Source organism: Varibaculum cambriense DSM 15806 (assembly GCF_000420065.1).
Taxonomy (GTDB): Bacteria; Actinomycetota; Actinomycetes; order Actinomycetales; family Actinomycetaceae; genus Varibaculum; species Varibaculum cambriense.
In genome coordinates this window covers 1-16,398 of the sequence record NZ_ATUF01000005.1, presented here as the reverse complement: position 1 = coordinate 16,398, position 16,398 = coordinate 1, and the positions used below count along the sequence as shown (strand labels likewise).

The 16,398-nt window shown below is 54.8% G+C and carries 15 protein-coding genes, 1 tRNA gene and 1 rRNA gene; 1 reads left to right on the top strand and 16 read right to left on the bottom strand.

The features are described 5' to 3' along the window. Nucleotides 1-4: 4 nt before the first annotated feature. The 14 genes from rsfS to leuC all read right to left on the bottom strand — a co-directional run bounded on the left by rsfS (nucleotide 5) and on the right by leuC (nucleotide 13,772). Entirely contained in the window at nucleotides 5-448 is a 444-nt protein-coding gene (rsfS, locus tag F605_RS10520) for a ribosome silencing factor (RefSeq protein WP_022865286.1), read from the bottom strand. Nucleotides 449-457: 9 nt separating this feature from the next. Then, a complete protein-coding gene (locus F605_RS0107585; protein WP_022865285.1) occupies nucleotides 458-2,761 on the bottom strand; it encodes a hypothetical protein in 2,304 nt (767 codons plus the stop codon). Continuing rightward, nucleotides 2,761-3,378 (bottom strand): nicotinate-nucleotide adenylyltransferase, encoded by a 618-nt coding sequence (gene nadD / locus F605_RS0107580; RefSeq protein WP_022865284.1) that lies wholly within the window; start codon nucleotides 3,376-3,378, stop codon nucleotides 2,761-2,763. Before nadD ends, F605_RS0107585 begins: the two co-directional genes overlap by 1 nt. 144 nt (nucleotides 3,379-3,522) lie before the next feature. Further along, a complete protein-coding gene (gene obgE / locus F605_RS0107575; RefSeq protein ID WP_022865283.1) occupies nucleotides 3,523-5,043 on the bottom strand; it encodes a GTPase ObgE in 1,521 nt (506 codons plus the stop codon). 115 nt (nucleotides 5,044-5,158) lie between these two features. Next, on the bottom strand, nucleotides 5,159-5,410 hold the full coding sequence (gene rpmA, locus F605_RS0107570) for a 50S ribosomal protein L27 (protein WP_022865282.1): 252 nt from the start codon (nucleotides 5,408-5,410) through the stop codon (nucleotides 5,159-5,161). 24 nt (nucleotides 5,411-5,434) lie between these two features. Beyond that, on the bottom strand, nucleotides 5,435-5,755 hold the full coding sequence (gene rplU / locus F605_RS0107565) for a 50S ribosomal protein L21 (protein ID WP_040765508.1): 321 nt from the start codon (nucleotides 5,753-5,755) through the stop codon (nucleotides 5,435-5,437). A gap of 203 nt (nucleotides 5,756-5,958) precedes the next feature. Beyond that, nucleotides 5,959-6,034: transfer RNA gene (locus tag F605_RS0107560), tRNA-His, on the bottom strand. A gap of 122 nt (nucleotides 6,035-6,156) precedes the next feature. Next, on the bottom strand, nucleotides 6,157-7,071 hold the full coding sequence (locus F605_RS0107555; RefSeq protein ID WP_022865280.1) for an ATP-grasp domain-containing protein: 915 nt from the start codon (nucleotides 7,069-7,071) through the stop codon (nucleotides 6,157-6,159). A 66-nt stretch (nucleotides 7,072-7,137) separates the two neighbouring features. Next, entirely contained in the window at nucleotides 7,138-8,265 is a 1,128-nt protein-coding gene (locus F605_RS0107550) for a D-alanine--D-alanine ligase family protein (RefSeq protein WP_022865279.1), read from the bottom strand. A 12-nt stretch (nucleotides 8,266-8,277) separates the two neighbouring features. Then, complete coding sequence (locus F605_RS0107545; protein ID WP_022865278.1) at nucleotides 8,278-9,303, bottom strand: NAD(P)H-dependent glycerol-3-phosphate dehydrogenase; 1,026 nt, start codon at nucleotides 9,301-9,303, stop codon at nucleotides 8,278-8,280. Nucleotides 9,304-9,305: 2 nt separating this feature from the next. After that, entirely contained in the window at nucleotides 9,306-10,157 is an 852-nt protein-coding gene (locus F605_RS10515) for a lysophospholipid acyltransferase family protein (protein ID WP_022865277.1), read from the bottom strand. A 9-nt stretch (nucleotides 10,158-10,166) separates the two neighbouring features. Beyond that, on the bottom strand, nucleotides 10,167-11,486 hold the full coding sequence (murA, locus tag F605_RS0107535) for a UDP-N-acetylglucosamine 1-carboxyvinyltransferase (protein ID WP_022865276.1): 1,320 nt from the start codon (nucleotides 11,484-11,486) through the stop codon (nucleotides 10,167-10,169). Nucleotides 11,487-11,681: 195 nt separating this feature from the next. Beyond that, nucleotides 11,682-12,341: a 3-isopropylmalate dehydratase small subunit gene (gene leuD, locus F605_RS0107530; protein ID WP_027723698.1), complete on the bottom strand. Its 660-nt coding sequence runs from the start codon at nucleotides 12,339-12,341 to the stop codon at nucleotides 11,682-11,684. 3 nt (nucleotides 12,342-12,344) lie between these two features. Next, a complete protein-coding gene (gene leuC / locus F605_RS0107525; protein WP_022865274.1) occupies nucleotides 12,345-13,772 on the bottom strand; it encodes a 3-isopropylmalate dehydratase large subunit in 1,428 nt (475 codons plus the stop codon). Nucleotides 13,773-13,863: 91 nt separating this feature from the next. On the opposite strand from leuC, the gene F605_RS0107520 reads away from it, so the two are divergent. Then, nucleotides 13,864-14,625 carry an IclR family transcriptional regulator gene (locus tag F605_RS0107520; RefSeq protein WP_022865273.1) on the top strand — a complete coding sequence of 254 codons (762 nt, stop codon included), beginning with the start codon at nucleotides 13,864-13,866 and terminating at the stop codon, nucleotides 14,623-14,625. 143 nt (nucleotides 14,626-14,768) lie between these two features. Here F605_RS0107520 and F605_RS0107515 read toward each other — a convergent pair whose 3' ends face one another. Further along, entirely contained in the window at nucleotides 14,769-15,959 is a 1,191-nt protein-coding gene (locus tag F605_RS0107515) for a glycosyltransferase family 4 protein (protein WP_022865272.1), read from the bottom strand. Between the two features lie 137 nt (nucleotides 15,960-16,096). After that, nucleotides 16,097-16,213 (bottom strand): 5S ribosomal RNA (gene rrf / locus F605_RS0107510). Between the last annotated feature and the right edge of the window lie 185 nt (nucleotides 16,214-16,398).

Genomic DNA, 16,398 nt, shown 5'->3' with positions numbered 1-16,398 from the left:
TTCCCTAATCGAGTCCTACGATCAAACTTGCAGCATCCTGCGGCGGTTCTTGGACAGCTACCCGAGCCTGCTCTGCCTGGGCTGCCTCCTCTAAATCAGGTAACTCGATTCGCGGGCAGTCATTCCACAGCCGTTCCAGCCCGTAATATTCGCGCTCTTCAGCCAGGAAAATATGCACGATTACCCCCGGCAGCTCCATAAGTACCCACCGGAATTCATCATTCCCCTCAATCGTGGTCGGATCAGCACCCGCGTCGTGACAGGCATGATCGATTTCATTCATAATCGCGCGCGCTTGGCGGGGATTATCAGCTGAACAAATCACGAAAATATCCGTGATAATAGTTTGCTCGTGAACATCAATCGCCACCACATCGGTCGCCAGTTTACTGGCAGCAGCCTGGGCAGCGATTTCAGCTAGTTGACGTGGGTCAAGCTTTTCGACCAAGAAGAACTCCTATATTTGAGTAACGGTTACATTATCTACGATACCGGCTTGCAAGATATCCTGCCCCATCGTTTGAGAAATCACTGGTCGATCCATAGTAAGTACCATTCCCAAAGCAATGATCAGCAAGATAGATAGCCTAAGCACCCAACGCAAGAACGTTTGGATAAACGTTAGTGGCTCTTCCTCGCTCTCCTCGTCAGCGGATTCTTGCCACGCCCCGGCGCGAGTATCTTCCTGCTCCGGGGCCTCAGCTTTTTTTACTTTCCGTTTCCACTGCCACCACCGGGTTTTCTCCTCTTGAGGAGGCTCGCTTTCGGCGGAAGCGAACGGGACTTCGCTCGGTTTAGCTTCCGCGGAGTTGGTTACCGCTGCTGCTGCCGGTGTCGGGCTAACAACCGCATCCGAAGCCGCCGTCGGACTGGCGGCAGTAGCCGTAGCGGCTGTAGGCGCCGGAGCTGAGGCTGGGAGCGTCGGAGCCGCGGAAGGCGCATAAGCCGGCTGCGTTGCAGGCGATCCTGGCAAGGTTCCCGGAGCCGGTGCTGGCGCTGGCTGCGCCAGTTCTGCTATCGGAGGGGTTGCCACTGATTGCGCTACAACAGGCGGCGCCACTACGTTACCCTGAGCCGGAATTCTGACAGCTGGCGAGGCGGGCTGCACGCTAGGAGCGGGCGCAGGAGTAGCCGGTACCTGCGAAACCTGCGGCTCTACCTGAGCTGGAGCGGCCAGGCCTGAGACCTGACGCTGCCCGGAAGTAGTGCTCGGGGGCGCTGGAGCCGGACGCACAGATACCTGGCTGGCGGTATTGCCCGCAGAACCGAGTGCCTGGGAAGCTACCGGGGCATCCCTGGTGGCACCTAAATTGCTTTGCGCCAAGGCCTGCTGGAATAACTCGGCAGCAGATCCAGCTTCATCGACAGCAAGATTTAATGGAGATAAGTTAGCCGCACCAGATGCAGATACCTGCGCGGAGGTTTGCGGAGTGGTCTGCGCGTTCGTAGCAGCGGCCGGCGCGTTCTGCACTTGCGGAGCTGGAGCGACCGGAGCTGTTAACTGCGGCCGCGCAGCTCCTACCTGTCCCCCAGGCAGTGAGTTAGCGGGATTTGCGGGTGCCGGCGCAGCATTAGCGGGCCGAGGAGCCGGCGTTTTCGGAGTCTGAACCGGAGCCGAAGCTGAGCCAGTTGCCGCAAGATTCTTGTTAGTAGCTGCGAAAGCTAAACTATCGGCCAGTGCCCGGTCATCGGCCTCATCAGCTAGGGCGTCAATCGGGCTTACTTTCACGGGTTGGGTTGTATCAGCATCCAGAGCAGCCCCCACCCCTGGGGTGGGGCCAGAAAAGCCTGCATCGGCATTTGCGGGTGAATAAACCGGTTTACCGGTTCCACCAGGGGCATCTGCAAATATACGTGAAGGTGCCTGCGGTTGCCGCTCCCCGAGATCTACCGGAGCAGCAGCTACCCCCACCTGCGTCCTCGCCGCCCCTGCAGGAGCTTGCCTGGGAGATTCCGCTTGTGGAGTTGGCGTCAGTGGGGCTGCCGGCTCCTGCGGAACAGCGCGAGGATGAGATTCGGCTAGCGAGTCTCGCGGCGGAGATTGCAACGGCACTTGCGGAACCGGCTGGACCTCTTGAGGCATCGCCTCTGCTACCCGCGGCGTAGCATCAGCTGGAGCTGCAGGGGCACTTGCGGGTGGTTGCGCAGATCCCGCCTGTAGGTTTTGAAACGAAGCCAATAGCTCCGCCATTTTCTCAGCTTCAGATTTTTCTTCCGCTACCTGCGTGTTTAAAACTCGTTGTTCCCGGCGTTGTTGCTCCCGGGCAGCAGTACGCAAAGCCTCCTGCTCGGCATCCTCTAACTTGCGTAAACGTTCTGCAGCCTCTGCTGCCAAACGTTCCTGCTCCCGGGCATAAGCTTGGGCTTCCTCTCGTTCTTTTAAGATCCGCTGCAGATCGGCCTCTGCTCTTTCTCGCGCTTCCTGCGCGACTTTCCGCATCTGCTGTTTTTCCCGATACTCTTGCACCCAGCTGCGCCCATCTTGTTCCGGACTAAGTTGGCGTTGCGTTTTCCGTTCAGCGGTTAATGATTCTTGCCGCAGCTGCCAAGAAATATCCCCCTCAACCTGGCTGAACCCCTCTTGTATCTGCCCCCATTGCGACTCTTGCGAAGGAGGCTGCGGACGGTAGGCTGGGCGGCGCCCTCCGGTGCGGATCTCCTCCAGGCGTGCCAGCTGTTCAGCAATCGAAATCTGACCGTACTTAGAAATCGGCGAATAAGTCTGCTTCAAAGGGCGATTCGGAAAGTCTGCTTCGCTCATCAGTGGTTATCCTCCCGATAAAGACCATATTTCGCGATGTATTGCACCACCCCATCCGGGGTCAAGTACCAAATTGGTGCCCCAGATGCCACCCGCTGACGGATGTCGGTAGAAGAAATAGCCATGGCGGGTACTTCCAGCAAAGATACCCGCTCCGCGGGCAGTTCTTCGGTATTAACCCAGCGGTGACCAGGGCGGGTTACCCCCACGAATCGCGCCAATTCGAACAGTTCGTCCGCGTTTTTCCAATCCATGATTTTACGTAAGGCATCGGCTCCGGTAATGAAAAACAGGTCACAGCCAGACCGTTCCCGTTTTAAATCCCGCAAGGTGTCCACCGTATAGGTGATTTCCCCGCGTTCAATATCCACTCGAGAAACGGTAAAACGCGGATTGGAGGCGGTAGCAATCGAGGTCATCAAATAGCGATGTTCTGGCACGGTAACCCGCCGTCCCTTCTTAAACGGCTGGGTGGAAGTCGGCACGAAAATAACTTCATCGAGTTCATAGCGATGCTGCACTTCAGAGGCTGCCACCAAGTGACCATTATGAATCGGGTCAAAGGTACCCCCCATGACTCCGACACGTCTGCCAGCGACGCTGATGCCTACCGCCATTAACTACCCCTTCTTGCCAGCTTTGCTGCTAGACCGGTAGCTCCAATCCTACCAAAGGTGAGCGAGTCCTAATATCCTTTACCGCTCTTCGTGACTTATGTAAATGCTTTGTCGACGAAACGAGTAGCTTTACAGATTATCCCCCTAGTCAACGGAGGGATCAGTCCACAACCCCTGTTCAGCTTCCAAACGTAGATTCCGGCGAGCTTCTTCTTTCCCATCCATCATTTGATGGTATTGCTCGCGCCGCTCCTGGTTAGTACGCCGCGTCGATCCCTCTAGCCGGAGATCTTGCCCGCGGGCGCCTAGCAGCTCGGCACCGGCAGATTGTAAAGGTTCAAAGTCAAAGATCACTCCCCCTTCCATCTCTCCGATAACCACTGTGTCTCCACTCTTGGCACCCGATTGGAGCAGCTCGGCTTCCACCCCTAAGTTGTAGAGCCGGTCCGCCAGGAAGCCGATCGCCTCATCATTGGCGAAATCAGTCTGCTTCACCCAGCGCTCAGGTTTTTCTCCCCGCACCTGATAAACCAGTCCTTGCCCAGTTTTTTGCTTGGTAATCGTAAAGCCGGAATCCCCCACGGCCGCCGGTCGTAATACCTGCAAAGGCTGGACTTCCCGTGCTGGCTCCGCCTGGCGCAGCCGCAAAACCATGTCTGCCAAGGCAAACATTAAAGCCTCCAGGCCGCGACCACTTACTGCGGAAACCGCATACATTGGCCAACCAAACTTAGCTAGTTCCTCCGCCTGTAGTTTTGCCATATCGGCGGCATCGGGAATATCCATCTTATTAAGAATGATTACCCGCGGACGTTCCCCCAAAGGCACGTATCCTGATACTTCATCCAGGTCGCTTTCATAGGCCGCCAATTCAGCTTCTAAAGCTTTAATATCATCAACCGGGTTGCGCTCGGACTCCATGTTTGCACAGTCCACCACGTGCGCAATCACTGCGCAACGCTCAATATGGCGGAGGAAGTCCAGCCCCAGTCCTTTCCCCTGGGAAGCTCCCGGTATCAGGCCGGGCACATCCGCTACCGTGAATCGTTCATCTCCGGCCTGCACCACTCCCAGGTTTGGCACCAAAGTAGTGAACGGATAATCTGCGATTTTCGGTTTCGCCTCGGAAATAGCTCCGATTAAGGAAGACTTACCGGAGGACGGGAACCCGACCAGCCCCACATCCGCTACCGATTTTAATTCCAAAATGAGGACGCGAGATTCGCCCTCTTCCCCCAAAAGCGCAAACCCCGGGGCTTTACGCTTGCGGGTAGCCAGCGCGGCATTGCCTTTACCGCCAGTACCCCCGCGCGCTACTTCCAGGCGCGAGCCGGCCCCTTGTAGATCCGCCAGAATCTCACCCGCTGCAGATTTAACTACCGTTCCGGGAGGAACCGGAAGTACCAGGTCTTCGCCATTCGCACCCTCACGATTGTCTCCCATCCCAGGAGTGCCATTTGTGGCTTTACGATGCGGCAAATGGTGATAATCGAGCAGGGTATGGGACTGCGGATTAACCTCTAAGAATACGCTGCCACCGCGGCCGCCATCTCCCCCATCCGGGCCGCCCAGGGGTTTATATTTCTCGCGTCGGACACTGACGCAGCCGTTACCGCCATTACCGGCAGTCACATCGATTTTTACTCGATCAACAAAACTGGCCATGCTTACTCCTTAGAGCCGAGGCTGAAAAGTAACTAGCAACCGCCCACTGGTCACTATACAAGTGTAGCGGGGTCGTCACCCGACCCCGCTACCTGTTAAAAGTATTTGGTTTACTTTAAGCCGAAACTACGTTTACGACTTTACGACCGCGCCGACGACCGAACTCCACGGATCCGGCGGCCAGAGCAAAGAGAGTATCGTCCTTGCCCATTCCCACGTTAGTCCCGGGGTGATATTTGCTTCCCCGCTGACGAACCAGGATCTCCCCGGCGTTGACGCTTTCTCCACCGTAACGCTTGATCCCCAGGTACTGCGGGTTAGAGTCACGGCCGTTAGAAGAGGAACCTAGCCCTTTCTTATGTGCCATTTTCTTTTCCTTTCTTGCCTGAGGTTAGGCGATCTTAGTGATCTTTACCTGGGTCAGCTTAGCGCGGTGGCCCATGCGGCGAGTGTATCCGGTCTTGTTCTTGAACTTCAGAATCCGAATCTTCGGTCCTTTAGTCTGCTCCAAAACCTCTGCCGTTACCTTGATTTTCTCTAGATCAGCGGCGTCGGAGGTGACCTGGTCACCGTCAACTACCATCACTGGCTTGAAATCGACGGTGTCGCCAACCTCTGCTGCCAGCTTGTCGACGACGACTACATCCCCGACGGAGACCTTTTCTTGACGGCCGCCCGCCTTGACGATCGCGTAGACCACTTTGCTGCTCATTTCCTTAGTCACGTACATTTTCTTGTGTCCGGAAAACCGAACCCCGCCGGTCTTCCAAACAACCAGCACCGACTAACCAGGGTAGTCGATACCGGCGGCATTTTTCAAACAAAATCCCTGTCCAGACAGTGTGTTATCTGCCACCGCAAGTTCAAGGAATCATTTGAACCGCCTATGCGGCAAACTGCAGGGCAGCTGCCGTATGGGGTGGCTGACGGGGCTCGAACCCGCGACCTCCTGGACCACAACCAGGCGTTCTACCAACTGAACTACAGCCACCATTTGTCGCATAGCGACGAATACCCACTTTATCTAACCGGGGGCGTCAGATGAAATTATTGCGACGCTTGTGGGCTATGTATCCGCTCACACCTACTATCTTTGCAGGTAAGAATCCTGCGTTACCAAAAAACGCGGTTACATATTGCGTCAGCAAAAGTAGCGATACCGTCCTCACGGGTACGCAAATAAAGCGAACCATCTACCGGGGATACTTCCATCAGATAATAGGAACCCTTCCCGTCAGGAACAATATCAATCCGCAAAAACAGCAAATGCTGATCGTGCCCCAGGCGCTGTTTAATCATGCGATGAATCGCCGACCGTACCTTTTCCCCAAAAATCCACTCGTCAGAGTTTGGTTGCCGATTACCGGTTACTGTTTCTTGCGCCTGCACCTCAGTAGTATTGGGATTGGTGAGCATCGCGGCTTTTTCTACCGAGTGCGATAAAACTCCGTTCAGATAAACCAAGGAGTATTCACCGTGCTCATCAACTTCTGACAGGTAACGCTGTACCATCACCGAGCGCCCCTCTTGCAGGAGGCGATTGGCGTGGGTTACTGCCGCCATTCGTGCCATACCGTTATTGGCGTCATAACGCCCCATTTCTCGACCACCGGAGGAGACCGCTGGTTTCACCACGAACTCTCCATAGGCCGGAAAGCGCGTGTGCACCTGGTGCTTATTCAGATTCTGTTCCGGCTCTAACCAGGTAGTGGGGATCACGGGTACCCCTTGATCTTGCAGATTGAGCAAGTAGTGTTTATCGGTTGCCCACTCGGTCACATCCGCCGGATTTAACAAGCGAGGTACCTGGTGCGCCCACTGCACGAACTCTTCGCGGTTAGTAGCGTAATCCCGCACGGCACGGATAATGCATACCCCCGCCTCCTCCCAATCTACGTGGGGGTCATTCCAGATCGCGATCCGGGCATCTACTCCCCGCGAGTTCAGTTCATCAACTAGCCCGGCCTCGTCCTCGGACAGATCCGGGTACTGCGCACAAGTTACTAAGGTCACGCGTTTTTTCGCCATATCTCCAACCCTAATTGTTCTGCTCGTCATTGGCCTAGGGAATGATCCCTATTCTTTTGAAATAACTTATCTCAATCCCACTGGACGCGATAACGCCAAAGTAATAAGTTCCTCCATCAACTGGGAATACCCAATGCCCATATGTTCCCACAGCTTGGGATACATAGAAAATGGGGTAAATCCGGGCATAGTGTTAACTTCGTTGATGACCACCGCATCTTTTTCCGGATCGACAAAAAAGTCAACTCTTGCCAGCCCTTCACATCCGAGGGTTTCAAAAGCCTGGGCAGCAATCTCGCGCACCTGAGTAGCCAAATGCGCGGGAATCTTCGCCGGGATCTCTAAACTGACGGTATCTTCCCCGAAATATTTGGTTTTATAGTCATAAAATGGCACGTCATCCCCCATGGCGATGCGTCCCGGTTCGCTGGTACGAGGACGCCCGTCTGCACCCTGCAGCACCGCACATTCCACCTCGAAACCAGTAAGTTCTTGTTCCACGATCACCCGTGGATCTATCGCTTGCGCCTTGGTGATCGCTGCTTCCAGGTCAGCGGCGGCGTTAACCTTAGTAATCCCCAGGGAGGAGCCAGCCCGTGCCGGTTTCACAAAAACTGGCAATCCCAGGCATTCCAGACGCTCAATTACCCCGGAGCGGTCATACTTCCACTGCCCCGCAGTCACCGTTTCCCATTTTCCGGCCGGAAGCTCGGCCTCATGCAAAAGCACCTTGGTGGTGGGTTTATCCATGGCAGCCGCCGATGCCAGCACTCCACATCCCACATACGGCAGGTGCATCATTTCTAGCAGTCCCTGTACGGTTCCATCCTCACCGAAAGGCCCATGCAGCAGCGGGAATACTACGTCAAATTTCCCGAGATCGCTCAAGGAGAACTCTGACCCCAGCTGGGTGGGCAGGCTCACCACGTGTCCATCGCCCGGGGATAAGAATAGCTGCCGCGTGGCAGCAGGAACTTCCGCGACACCGGTATCAGATATCTGGAACTGGTCGGAACTAAAATCTACCGGCACCCACTGCCCCTGCGGGGTAATCCCTACGGTGACTACCTCGAAACGGTCATGGTCGATGGCTTCGACCACCCCGGCAGCGGTCGCACAAGAAATCCCATGCTCTCCCGATTCTCCTCCGAACAGCACTAACACCCGAGGTTTGTTTTGATTATTTTGCGTCACGGTTGATCCTCTCTATACCATTCGTGTACTGGGGCCGTCAGTTACCCGCGGCCCGGCAGTCAAAGATACTAACGCTTCTTCTAAGCTTTGTTTCCCGCTAATCACCCGATAGGCAGCCGAGTTAATCGGCATCGAAACTCCATGTTTATGCGCTAAATCGCGCACTACCGGGCAAGAGCGTGCCCCTTCAACCGTACCTGCCGAGGCCTCCAACGCCTCCGAAACGCTCATCCCTTTCCCCAGACGATATCCAAAGGAAAAGTTTCGTGAGGAGGACGAAGAACAGGTTGCTACCAGATCACCGAGTCCGGCAAGTCCCAGGAATGTCTCTGGCTGGGCACCCATCGCTACCCCGAGTCGCACCATTTCTGCCAGACCGCGAGTAATTAGGAAGGAACGGGAATTAACCCCTAGCCCCAGACCATCAGCAGCCCCTACTGCCATGGCGATAACGTTTTTTACCACTCCCCCGATTTCTACCCCAACTATGTCCTCGGCCACGTAGGGGCGGAAATAATGGGTGTGGATACGTGATGCCACCAGTCCGGCGCGCCAGGCATCTTCCCCCGCAACCGCCGCTCCCGTAGGTTCGTGGCAGGCAATCTCACCGGAGAGGTTCGGCCCAGACACCGCCACTATTCGAGAGGGGTGGATCCCGCCAGCCTCCGCGATTACTTCAGTCATAGTTTGCAAAGTGCCTGCTTCTAGCCCCTTTACCAAGGAAATCACGGTGGCGTTAAGAGGGAGGAAGCTCCGAACCTGCTGGAGCAAAGTACGTACCCCGTTGGAGGGGATAGAAACCACCACCATTCCGGCGCCCTGACACACCCATTGCAAGTCACTGGATGCCTTTAGCCCATGCAAAGTGGTTCCCGGTACGTAACGCGGATTTTCCCCCGCATTGATTTGGGCAGCTAGTTCTGGTCGCCGCGCCCAGATCCGCACTTCATTGCCAGCATCCGCTAAAATCTGCGCAAAAACTGTTCCCCAGGCACCTGCGCCCAGCACGGCGACTTTGCGAGCCGCAGAGGTGGCCATTATCAGCTATCCTCCTGAGTTGCCGGATTAGCGCCGTTAGCTGCTGCTAAATACTGGTCAAGCTCGCCTAGGCTACGCGCGGTTACCAGCTTTCCCGGATGATCCGCTCGCCATGCTTTAGCAGCTGCCCCTAACTGTTTCTTGGAAGGCATCCGGGCAGATTTGCGATCTAGCGGACGGTGCGGCATTTTTGCGTCCCGAAGTTGTTCCACCCCGCGGCAGACCGCCTCTTCGATTCTTTCGGTTGCCTGATACCAAACTTCTGGTTCTTCAGCCCGGTCATACAGATCCGATAGGTCTACTTCCGGAAGGGCCTTAACCCAGACGTCTTTTTTTCCCTTCAGATCTGGGCGGCGAGCGTAACGATCCAGCACGTCTTGCGCCCCCCATTGCACTACTGGCACCAGCGGAACCCGTGCACGCAGCGCCATCCGAGCTGCCCCCGTTTTCATCCGCATCGGCCAAAAATCGGGATCCCGGGTCAAGGTCCCCTCCCCGTAGACGGTTATGCATTCACCGGCTTGCAAGCCCTCAATCGCAGCCGCTAAGGCATCCCGGGAGTGGGTGGATTCGCGGTAAACCGGAATTTGTCCGCAGGAACGCATAATCGATCCCAGGATCGGAACTTTAAATAGTTCCTCTTTGCAAAGAACCCGCACCGGATAGCCGGCACTGGTCATGAAGTGCATCAGGGTCATGGAGTCAAACTCGGAAATGTGGTTTCCTACCGCTACGAACCCACCTTTTTCGGGGAGGTTTTCCTGCCCCTCCCAATGCCGGCGAGTAACCGCCCCTATGGGGATACGCGCTACGCACACACAAAACTTATAGAAGCGAGAAAACTTACCGGCCATAGTTACCCCTTATTTTTCCAGCTTGACTTGTGCACCTAAGACGCCCAGTTTAGTAAGGAAATGCTCGTATCCGCGGCTAATCATATCGATTCCCCGCACCGTAGATTTTCCTTCCGCCGCCAGTGCCGCGATCAAATGGGAGAATCCTCCCCTCAGGTCAGGGATAGTAATATCGGCGCCATGCAGCGGGGTCGGCCCAGAAATAGCTGCCGAATGATAATAGTTTCTTTGCCCGAAACGGCAGGCTAACCCGGTTAGGCACTCCCTATACAGCTGGATTTGAGCTCCCATTTTATTTAGGGCCGTGGTAAAACCAAAACGCTGTTCATAGACGGTTTCATGCACAATCGACAGCCCCTGTGCCTGGGTGAGAGCCACCACCATAGGTTGTTGCCAGTCAGTCATAAAACCGGGATGTACATTGGTTTCTAGCACGATCGGTTTGAGCTCTCCGCCCGGATGGTAGAAGCGAATCCCGTCAGGTTCCACCGAGAACGCGCCCCCCACCTTGCGGAACATGTTCAGGAAAGTAATCATCTCCGGTTGGGAAGCGCCCTCAACAAAAATATCGCCGTGAGTAGCCAGAGCCGCAGATCCCCACGAGGCTGCTTCGATCCGATCTGCGAGGGCGGTGTGGGTAAATCCTTCCAGATTTTCTACCCCTTCAATCCGAATAGTGCGATCAGTATCTACGCTGATGATCGCGCCCATCTTTTGCAGCACATTGATCAGATCCATGATTTCCGGTTCAATGGCGGCGCCTCGCAGCTCTGTGATCCCCTCGGCTTGCACCCCTGCCAGCAGGGTCTGTTCAGTGGCGCCTACGGAAGGATAGGGCAGGTCAATAACCGCTCCCCGCAACCCCTCGGGAGCGGCGATATGGATACCCGATTCCAGTTTATCTACCTGGGCGCCGAAAGAGCGCAAAATAGACAAGTGGAAATCTATGGGACGATCCCCGATCACACATCCCCCCAAATCCGGGATGATAGCTTCGCCTAGGCGGTGTAGTAGCGGTCCGCAAAATAGAATCGGAATCCGCGACGATCCCGCCAAGGTATCGATACTGGCTACCTGGGCGGCCTCTACATTAGAGGGGTCGATAAGCAATTGTCCGCTGTCCGAATCGTAGTCGGTTTTCACCCCGTGCAGTTCCAGCAAACCGCACACGATATCCACGTCCCGGATTAGGGGCACATTTTTCAAAATAGAAGGGGTAGTGCCTAGCAGCGCCGCCACCATCGCCTTGGGGACAAAGTTTTTTGCCCCTCGTACCTTAATACGGCCTGTCAGCGGATGTCCGCCTTGCACTTCTAGAACCGGTTCCACCTGTTATTTCCTTTTCCGCTTTCCTCAATATGCCTAGTGTACCCGCCCTCGCACTTGCAGGCAGACACCTGGCAAGAATTGCGCTTTTGGCGAGGGAAATCGCACCAAAATATCGGGTAGCGAATAACAGGAGTGGGGAAAAAACGCCAGTATTTTTCACTAGGGGAACCAGCGCTACCAAGGGAGCTCCGAAAGCTACTTGACCTCAGGGATTCCTAGCGGAACTTCACGCGCAGAAACTACCTTACGCGGTGGTAAATGTTTCGCCGGCAGGGTGCGGGGCAAAAACTCTGGCCGCGCTGCTTCGAAAGCACTAATGGCGTCCTCATCTCGTAAGGTGAGGTCAATATCGTCTAACCCCTCCATCAGCCGCCAGCGGGTATAGCTATCGATTTGGAAACTGCACGCAAAAGCTCCACAGGTAACGCTTTGTTGCTCTAGGTCGACGGTAACGGTGCTACCCGGTTCTTCCTCTAACATTTTCCAGAGCGTCTGGCAGTCTTCCTGGCTAATAACCCCCGCCACCATGCCATCTTTTTCGCAATTGCCCCGGAAAATATCGGCGAACTTGGGCGCCAGAACCACTTTGAAACCATAGTCTCGTAGTGCCCAGACTGCATGTTCCCGGCTGGATCCAGTCCCAAAATCTGGGCCGGCTACCAAAATAGATGCCTTCCTGAAGGGAGCTAGATTAAGCACGAAGTCTTTATCTTGTCGCCAGGCCGCGAAAAGTCCGTCCTCGAATCCGGTTTTGGTTACCCGCTTTAAATAGACGGCAGGAATAATCTGATCGGTATCAACATTCGAACGGCGCAGGGGAGCTGCAATACCAGTATGGGAGATAAATTTTTCCATCATTTAATCCTCGTTCCTGGTGGTTACTTGCGGTAAATCTTGCGGACTTGATAAATGCCCGGTCACCGCAGTGGCGGCCGCGATCGCCGGGGAAACCAAATGGGTACGTGAGTTCTTACCTTGCCTGCCTTCAAAGTTCCGGTTCGAGGTGGAGGCCGAGCGCTCCTTCTCCCCCAGCTTGTCCGGATTCATCCCTAAACACATCGAACAACCTGCGTTGCGCCACTGCGCCCCGAAGCGAGCGAAAATTTTATCCAGCCCTTCGGCCTCGGCTTGTAACCGCACCCGCGCAGACCCGGGCACCACTAGTACCCGCACGTCCTCAGCTTTTTTACGTCCTTTCCAAACCTGGGCTACCGTACGTAAATCTTCGATACGCCCATTGGTGCACGAGCCAATAAAAACCGTGTCCACTTTAATCTCGCGCATCAGAGTACCCGGGGTTAGCCCCATATAGGATAGGGAGCGCCGGGCGGCGTCTTGCTCACTATCGGTGCGCAGCTGCTCAGGATCTGGCACTTTCCCGCTCAGCGGCACCCCTTGCCCCGGGTTAGTTCCCCAAGTTACAAAAGGTTCGATACTTTCGGCGGGAATCGTAACTTCCCGGTCAAACTTGGCATCTGGATCAGTGCGTAAACTCTGCCAATAGCGGGTAGCGGTTTCCCACTGCTCACCGCCAGGGGCATGAGGACGCCCTTTAATATAGTCAAAAGTGGTTTGGTCAGGGGCGATCATTCCCGCTCGGGCACCCGCCTCAATCGACATATTACAGACGGTCATCCGCCCTTCCATGGAGAGGTTTTCAATCGCCTCTCCGCGATACTCGATCACGTAGCCCTGCCCGCCTCCGGTGCCGATCTTGGCGATGATCGCCAAAATGATGTCTTTCGCATAGACTCCGGGACGCAGTTTCCCTGGAATGTTTACCGCCATAGTCTTAAAGGGTTTAAGTGGCAGAGTTTGGGTGGCTAACACCTGTTCTACCTGGGAAGTACCTATCCCAAAGGCTAAAGCTCCGAAAGCTCCGTGGGTAGAGGTGTGGGAATCACCGCAAACAATAGTCATGCCGGGTTGCGTGAGTCCCAGCTGCGGACCAACTACGTGCACGATTCCTTGGTCAGCGTCCCCCAGGGTGTGCAGCCGGATTCCAAACTCTGCAGCATTTTGTCTCAAAGTATGAATCTGGGTGGCGGAGGTCTGATCTTTAATCGGTAAATCAATATCTACTGTGGGAGTGTTGTGATCCTCGGTGGCGATTGTCAGGTCGGGGCGGCGCACTTTTCGTCCCGCCATCCGCAGCCCGGCAAAAGCTTGCGGACTAGTTACCTCATGACACAAATGGAGGTCAATATATAGCAGATCGGGAGCCCCATTTTCGCCGTGTTTAACCACGTGAGCAGCCCAAACTTTTTCCGCTAGGGTTTTAGCCATATGTGCCTCCCCGATCTAGTTCTAGTAAATTTGCAGTCTATTTTCGAAAGTGTAGTTGGAATTCCATGCTGTAAGATGGCAATATCAGTACATGGACAATAAAAGTGAAGGAAGTGGGGTTGGGGTTCTCGACAAGGCCACTCTTGTCCTAAGTGCCCTAGAAGCAAGACCCGGCACCCTGGCTCAGCTGGTGAACAGTACTGGCCTGGCGCGTCCTACTGCGCATCGTCTAGCCGTTGCTTTGGAGTATCACCGTTTCGTAGCTCGAGATGTGCATGGCCGCTTTATTCTAGGTCCGCGAATTGGGGAACTTGCCTCTGCTGCTGGGGAAGATCGTCTCCTCGCTTCAGCACGTCCAATTTTGAAAGCGCTTTGCGATCATACTCAAGAATCGACGCAAATGTATCGCCGTCAGGGAGATCAGCGAATTGTGGTCGCTAGCTGTGAGTCTCCTTTGGGGCTGCGCGACTCGACTCCCACTGGTTCGGCACTGTCCATGAAGGCTGGTTCAGCTGCACAAATTTTACTCGCTTGGGAGGAACCTGACCGCTTGCATCGCGGCTTACAAGGAGCCTCCTTCACCGCCACCCAACTGTCGGTAGTCCGCCGCAGAGGTTGGGCACAATCTATCGGGGAACGCGAACCCGGGTTGGCCTCAGTTTCCGCGCCGGTGCGTCTGGCTTCGGGCAAAGTGGTAGCCGCTTTAAGTGTTTCTGGCCCGATTGACCGTATGGGACGCCAACCAGGCAGGATTCACGGCCCAGCAGTGGTGGCTGCAGCCAGTAGGCTCTCGGATTTTATGCGCCGTGCGGAAGGGATTATGGCAGCAAAAAAGCAGGCCGAAGGAAAGTAGCTCTATTTTTTCGCGGGCATGCTCGCCCTCTCGATCCGGTCAGGTCTAGAAGATACAGTTTTTCCCGGTGAGATCGTGCTCTGGAGTCCTATCGAATCTGTTAGAGATTGCCCGCTCTGCTTGTATTTATTTACGGTGTGAAGTCATTTCTTCTGGCGATACTCTTTCGCCTGTTCATAGGCGGCTAGCGTCGCCTCCAGGCAGCGCTGCCAGGAAACCGGACTGGGCTGGCTCTTGCAGTTGTCCCGCAGCTGATTTAGTTTTCCATTTAAGAGGGCAGCGGCGGTTTTTTCCGCCAGTTTCTCGTCACTGTCAGCGGTAATACCGCTTACGCCGTCGCTAATAAAGTCAGTTATGGGGCTTTGTGACCTTACGATTACGGGTAATCCGCTAGCGCGCGCTTCGGCAGCTGCGATCCCGAAGCTTTCATGCAGACATAAAGTAATAAAAAAGTCGGCCTGGCGGTAAGCGTTTAAAAGCCCGGCTGCATCCGCTCTCCCCGGTAAGATAACTTGTCCCTCGCGAACTTGCCGTTGCGTACGCAGCAGGGGTCGTAGCGTCCCTTCTCCAAAGATCTGTAGCTGTAAGTTTCCTTGGCTGCCCAGGATTTGGTTTACTCTTTCCGTAAAATTAATCAACGCCAGTGGCCGCTTGCGGGGCATTAAACGAATAGCGCTGACAGCCTTAAAAGTGTTAGTGACCCGAGATGGCGAACTTGTCCCATTTACGGTACCTGGCTCTAAGGTGCCTGCTTGCTGCCCGGTAAATATCGAACTGCGGGGTGGGATCTGCGGAGACCAAAAGTCAGTATCGACTCCGTTTGGGGTTATCGGCCAAGACTGCTGATTTTGGGGCGGTAGCAACTGGTTAATTTGGGAGTTCATGAGTGAAGAAACTCCAGAGAACAGGATTCCCGCCTCTACCCAGCGATTGAAGAAGCCGCCGCTGCGCATTAGGGGAGCCCAAGCGGCCAGTTCACAGTGGAAGGTAACTAAAGTGGGAATCTGGCTTCCGACCGCGATTTGCAGAGCCAAGTGTGCAAATGGCGATAAGACTCCTACGTGTACATGTAAAAGATCGAAGCGGGGAAAAATAGCTCGAAATAGCGGGGCGGCAAAGGGATTCATTGGGGTAAACCCGATGGTTGGCATGCCTAAACGATGCACCGGAATCTGATCTTCTATGCGGCGCCCGACGAAAGATCCATCTCGAGTGGCAGTTATTACTTCTGGGGCATGCCCAATTGCTTTTAGCCGCTGCGCTAGGTTGTAGGTTTGAGTTTCTATTCCCCCCATATGTGGCGGGTAGCAATCAGTGACTATGCCGATACGCATGTCCTTATCCTATCTTTAGTTTTTCTTTGTTTATCACCAATCTTGAACCCGGCCTAGCCACCGTTGGTGTAGCGATAACTTCTATATATAGCCAGGAGACCAAACCCTTGGTGGGTTTGGCCTCCTGTTTAATGTGGTTGTGGTGGTTTCTTACTCTCCCGCGCTCGTTGGGGCGTAGTACCATCAGCGTTGCCTAGCTTAGCTTCCAGGTTCGGGATGGGACTGGGCGTGTCCTAGGCGCTATGACCACCACAAGACTATGTGTTCCACCCCCACTATTTTTATAACTGCTAACCATTAGGTTTGGTTAGCTTCTTTTGGGGGGGGCACCGTTCTTGTTAACGGATCAAGGAGAGTGGGTGTGAGCGTCTTCGTGACGAAATGGTGTGGGATGCTTGAACACTGTGTTCTTTGTGTTGTGTTTTGTTTTTTAATGGTT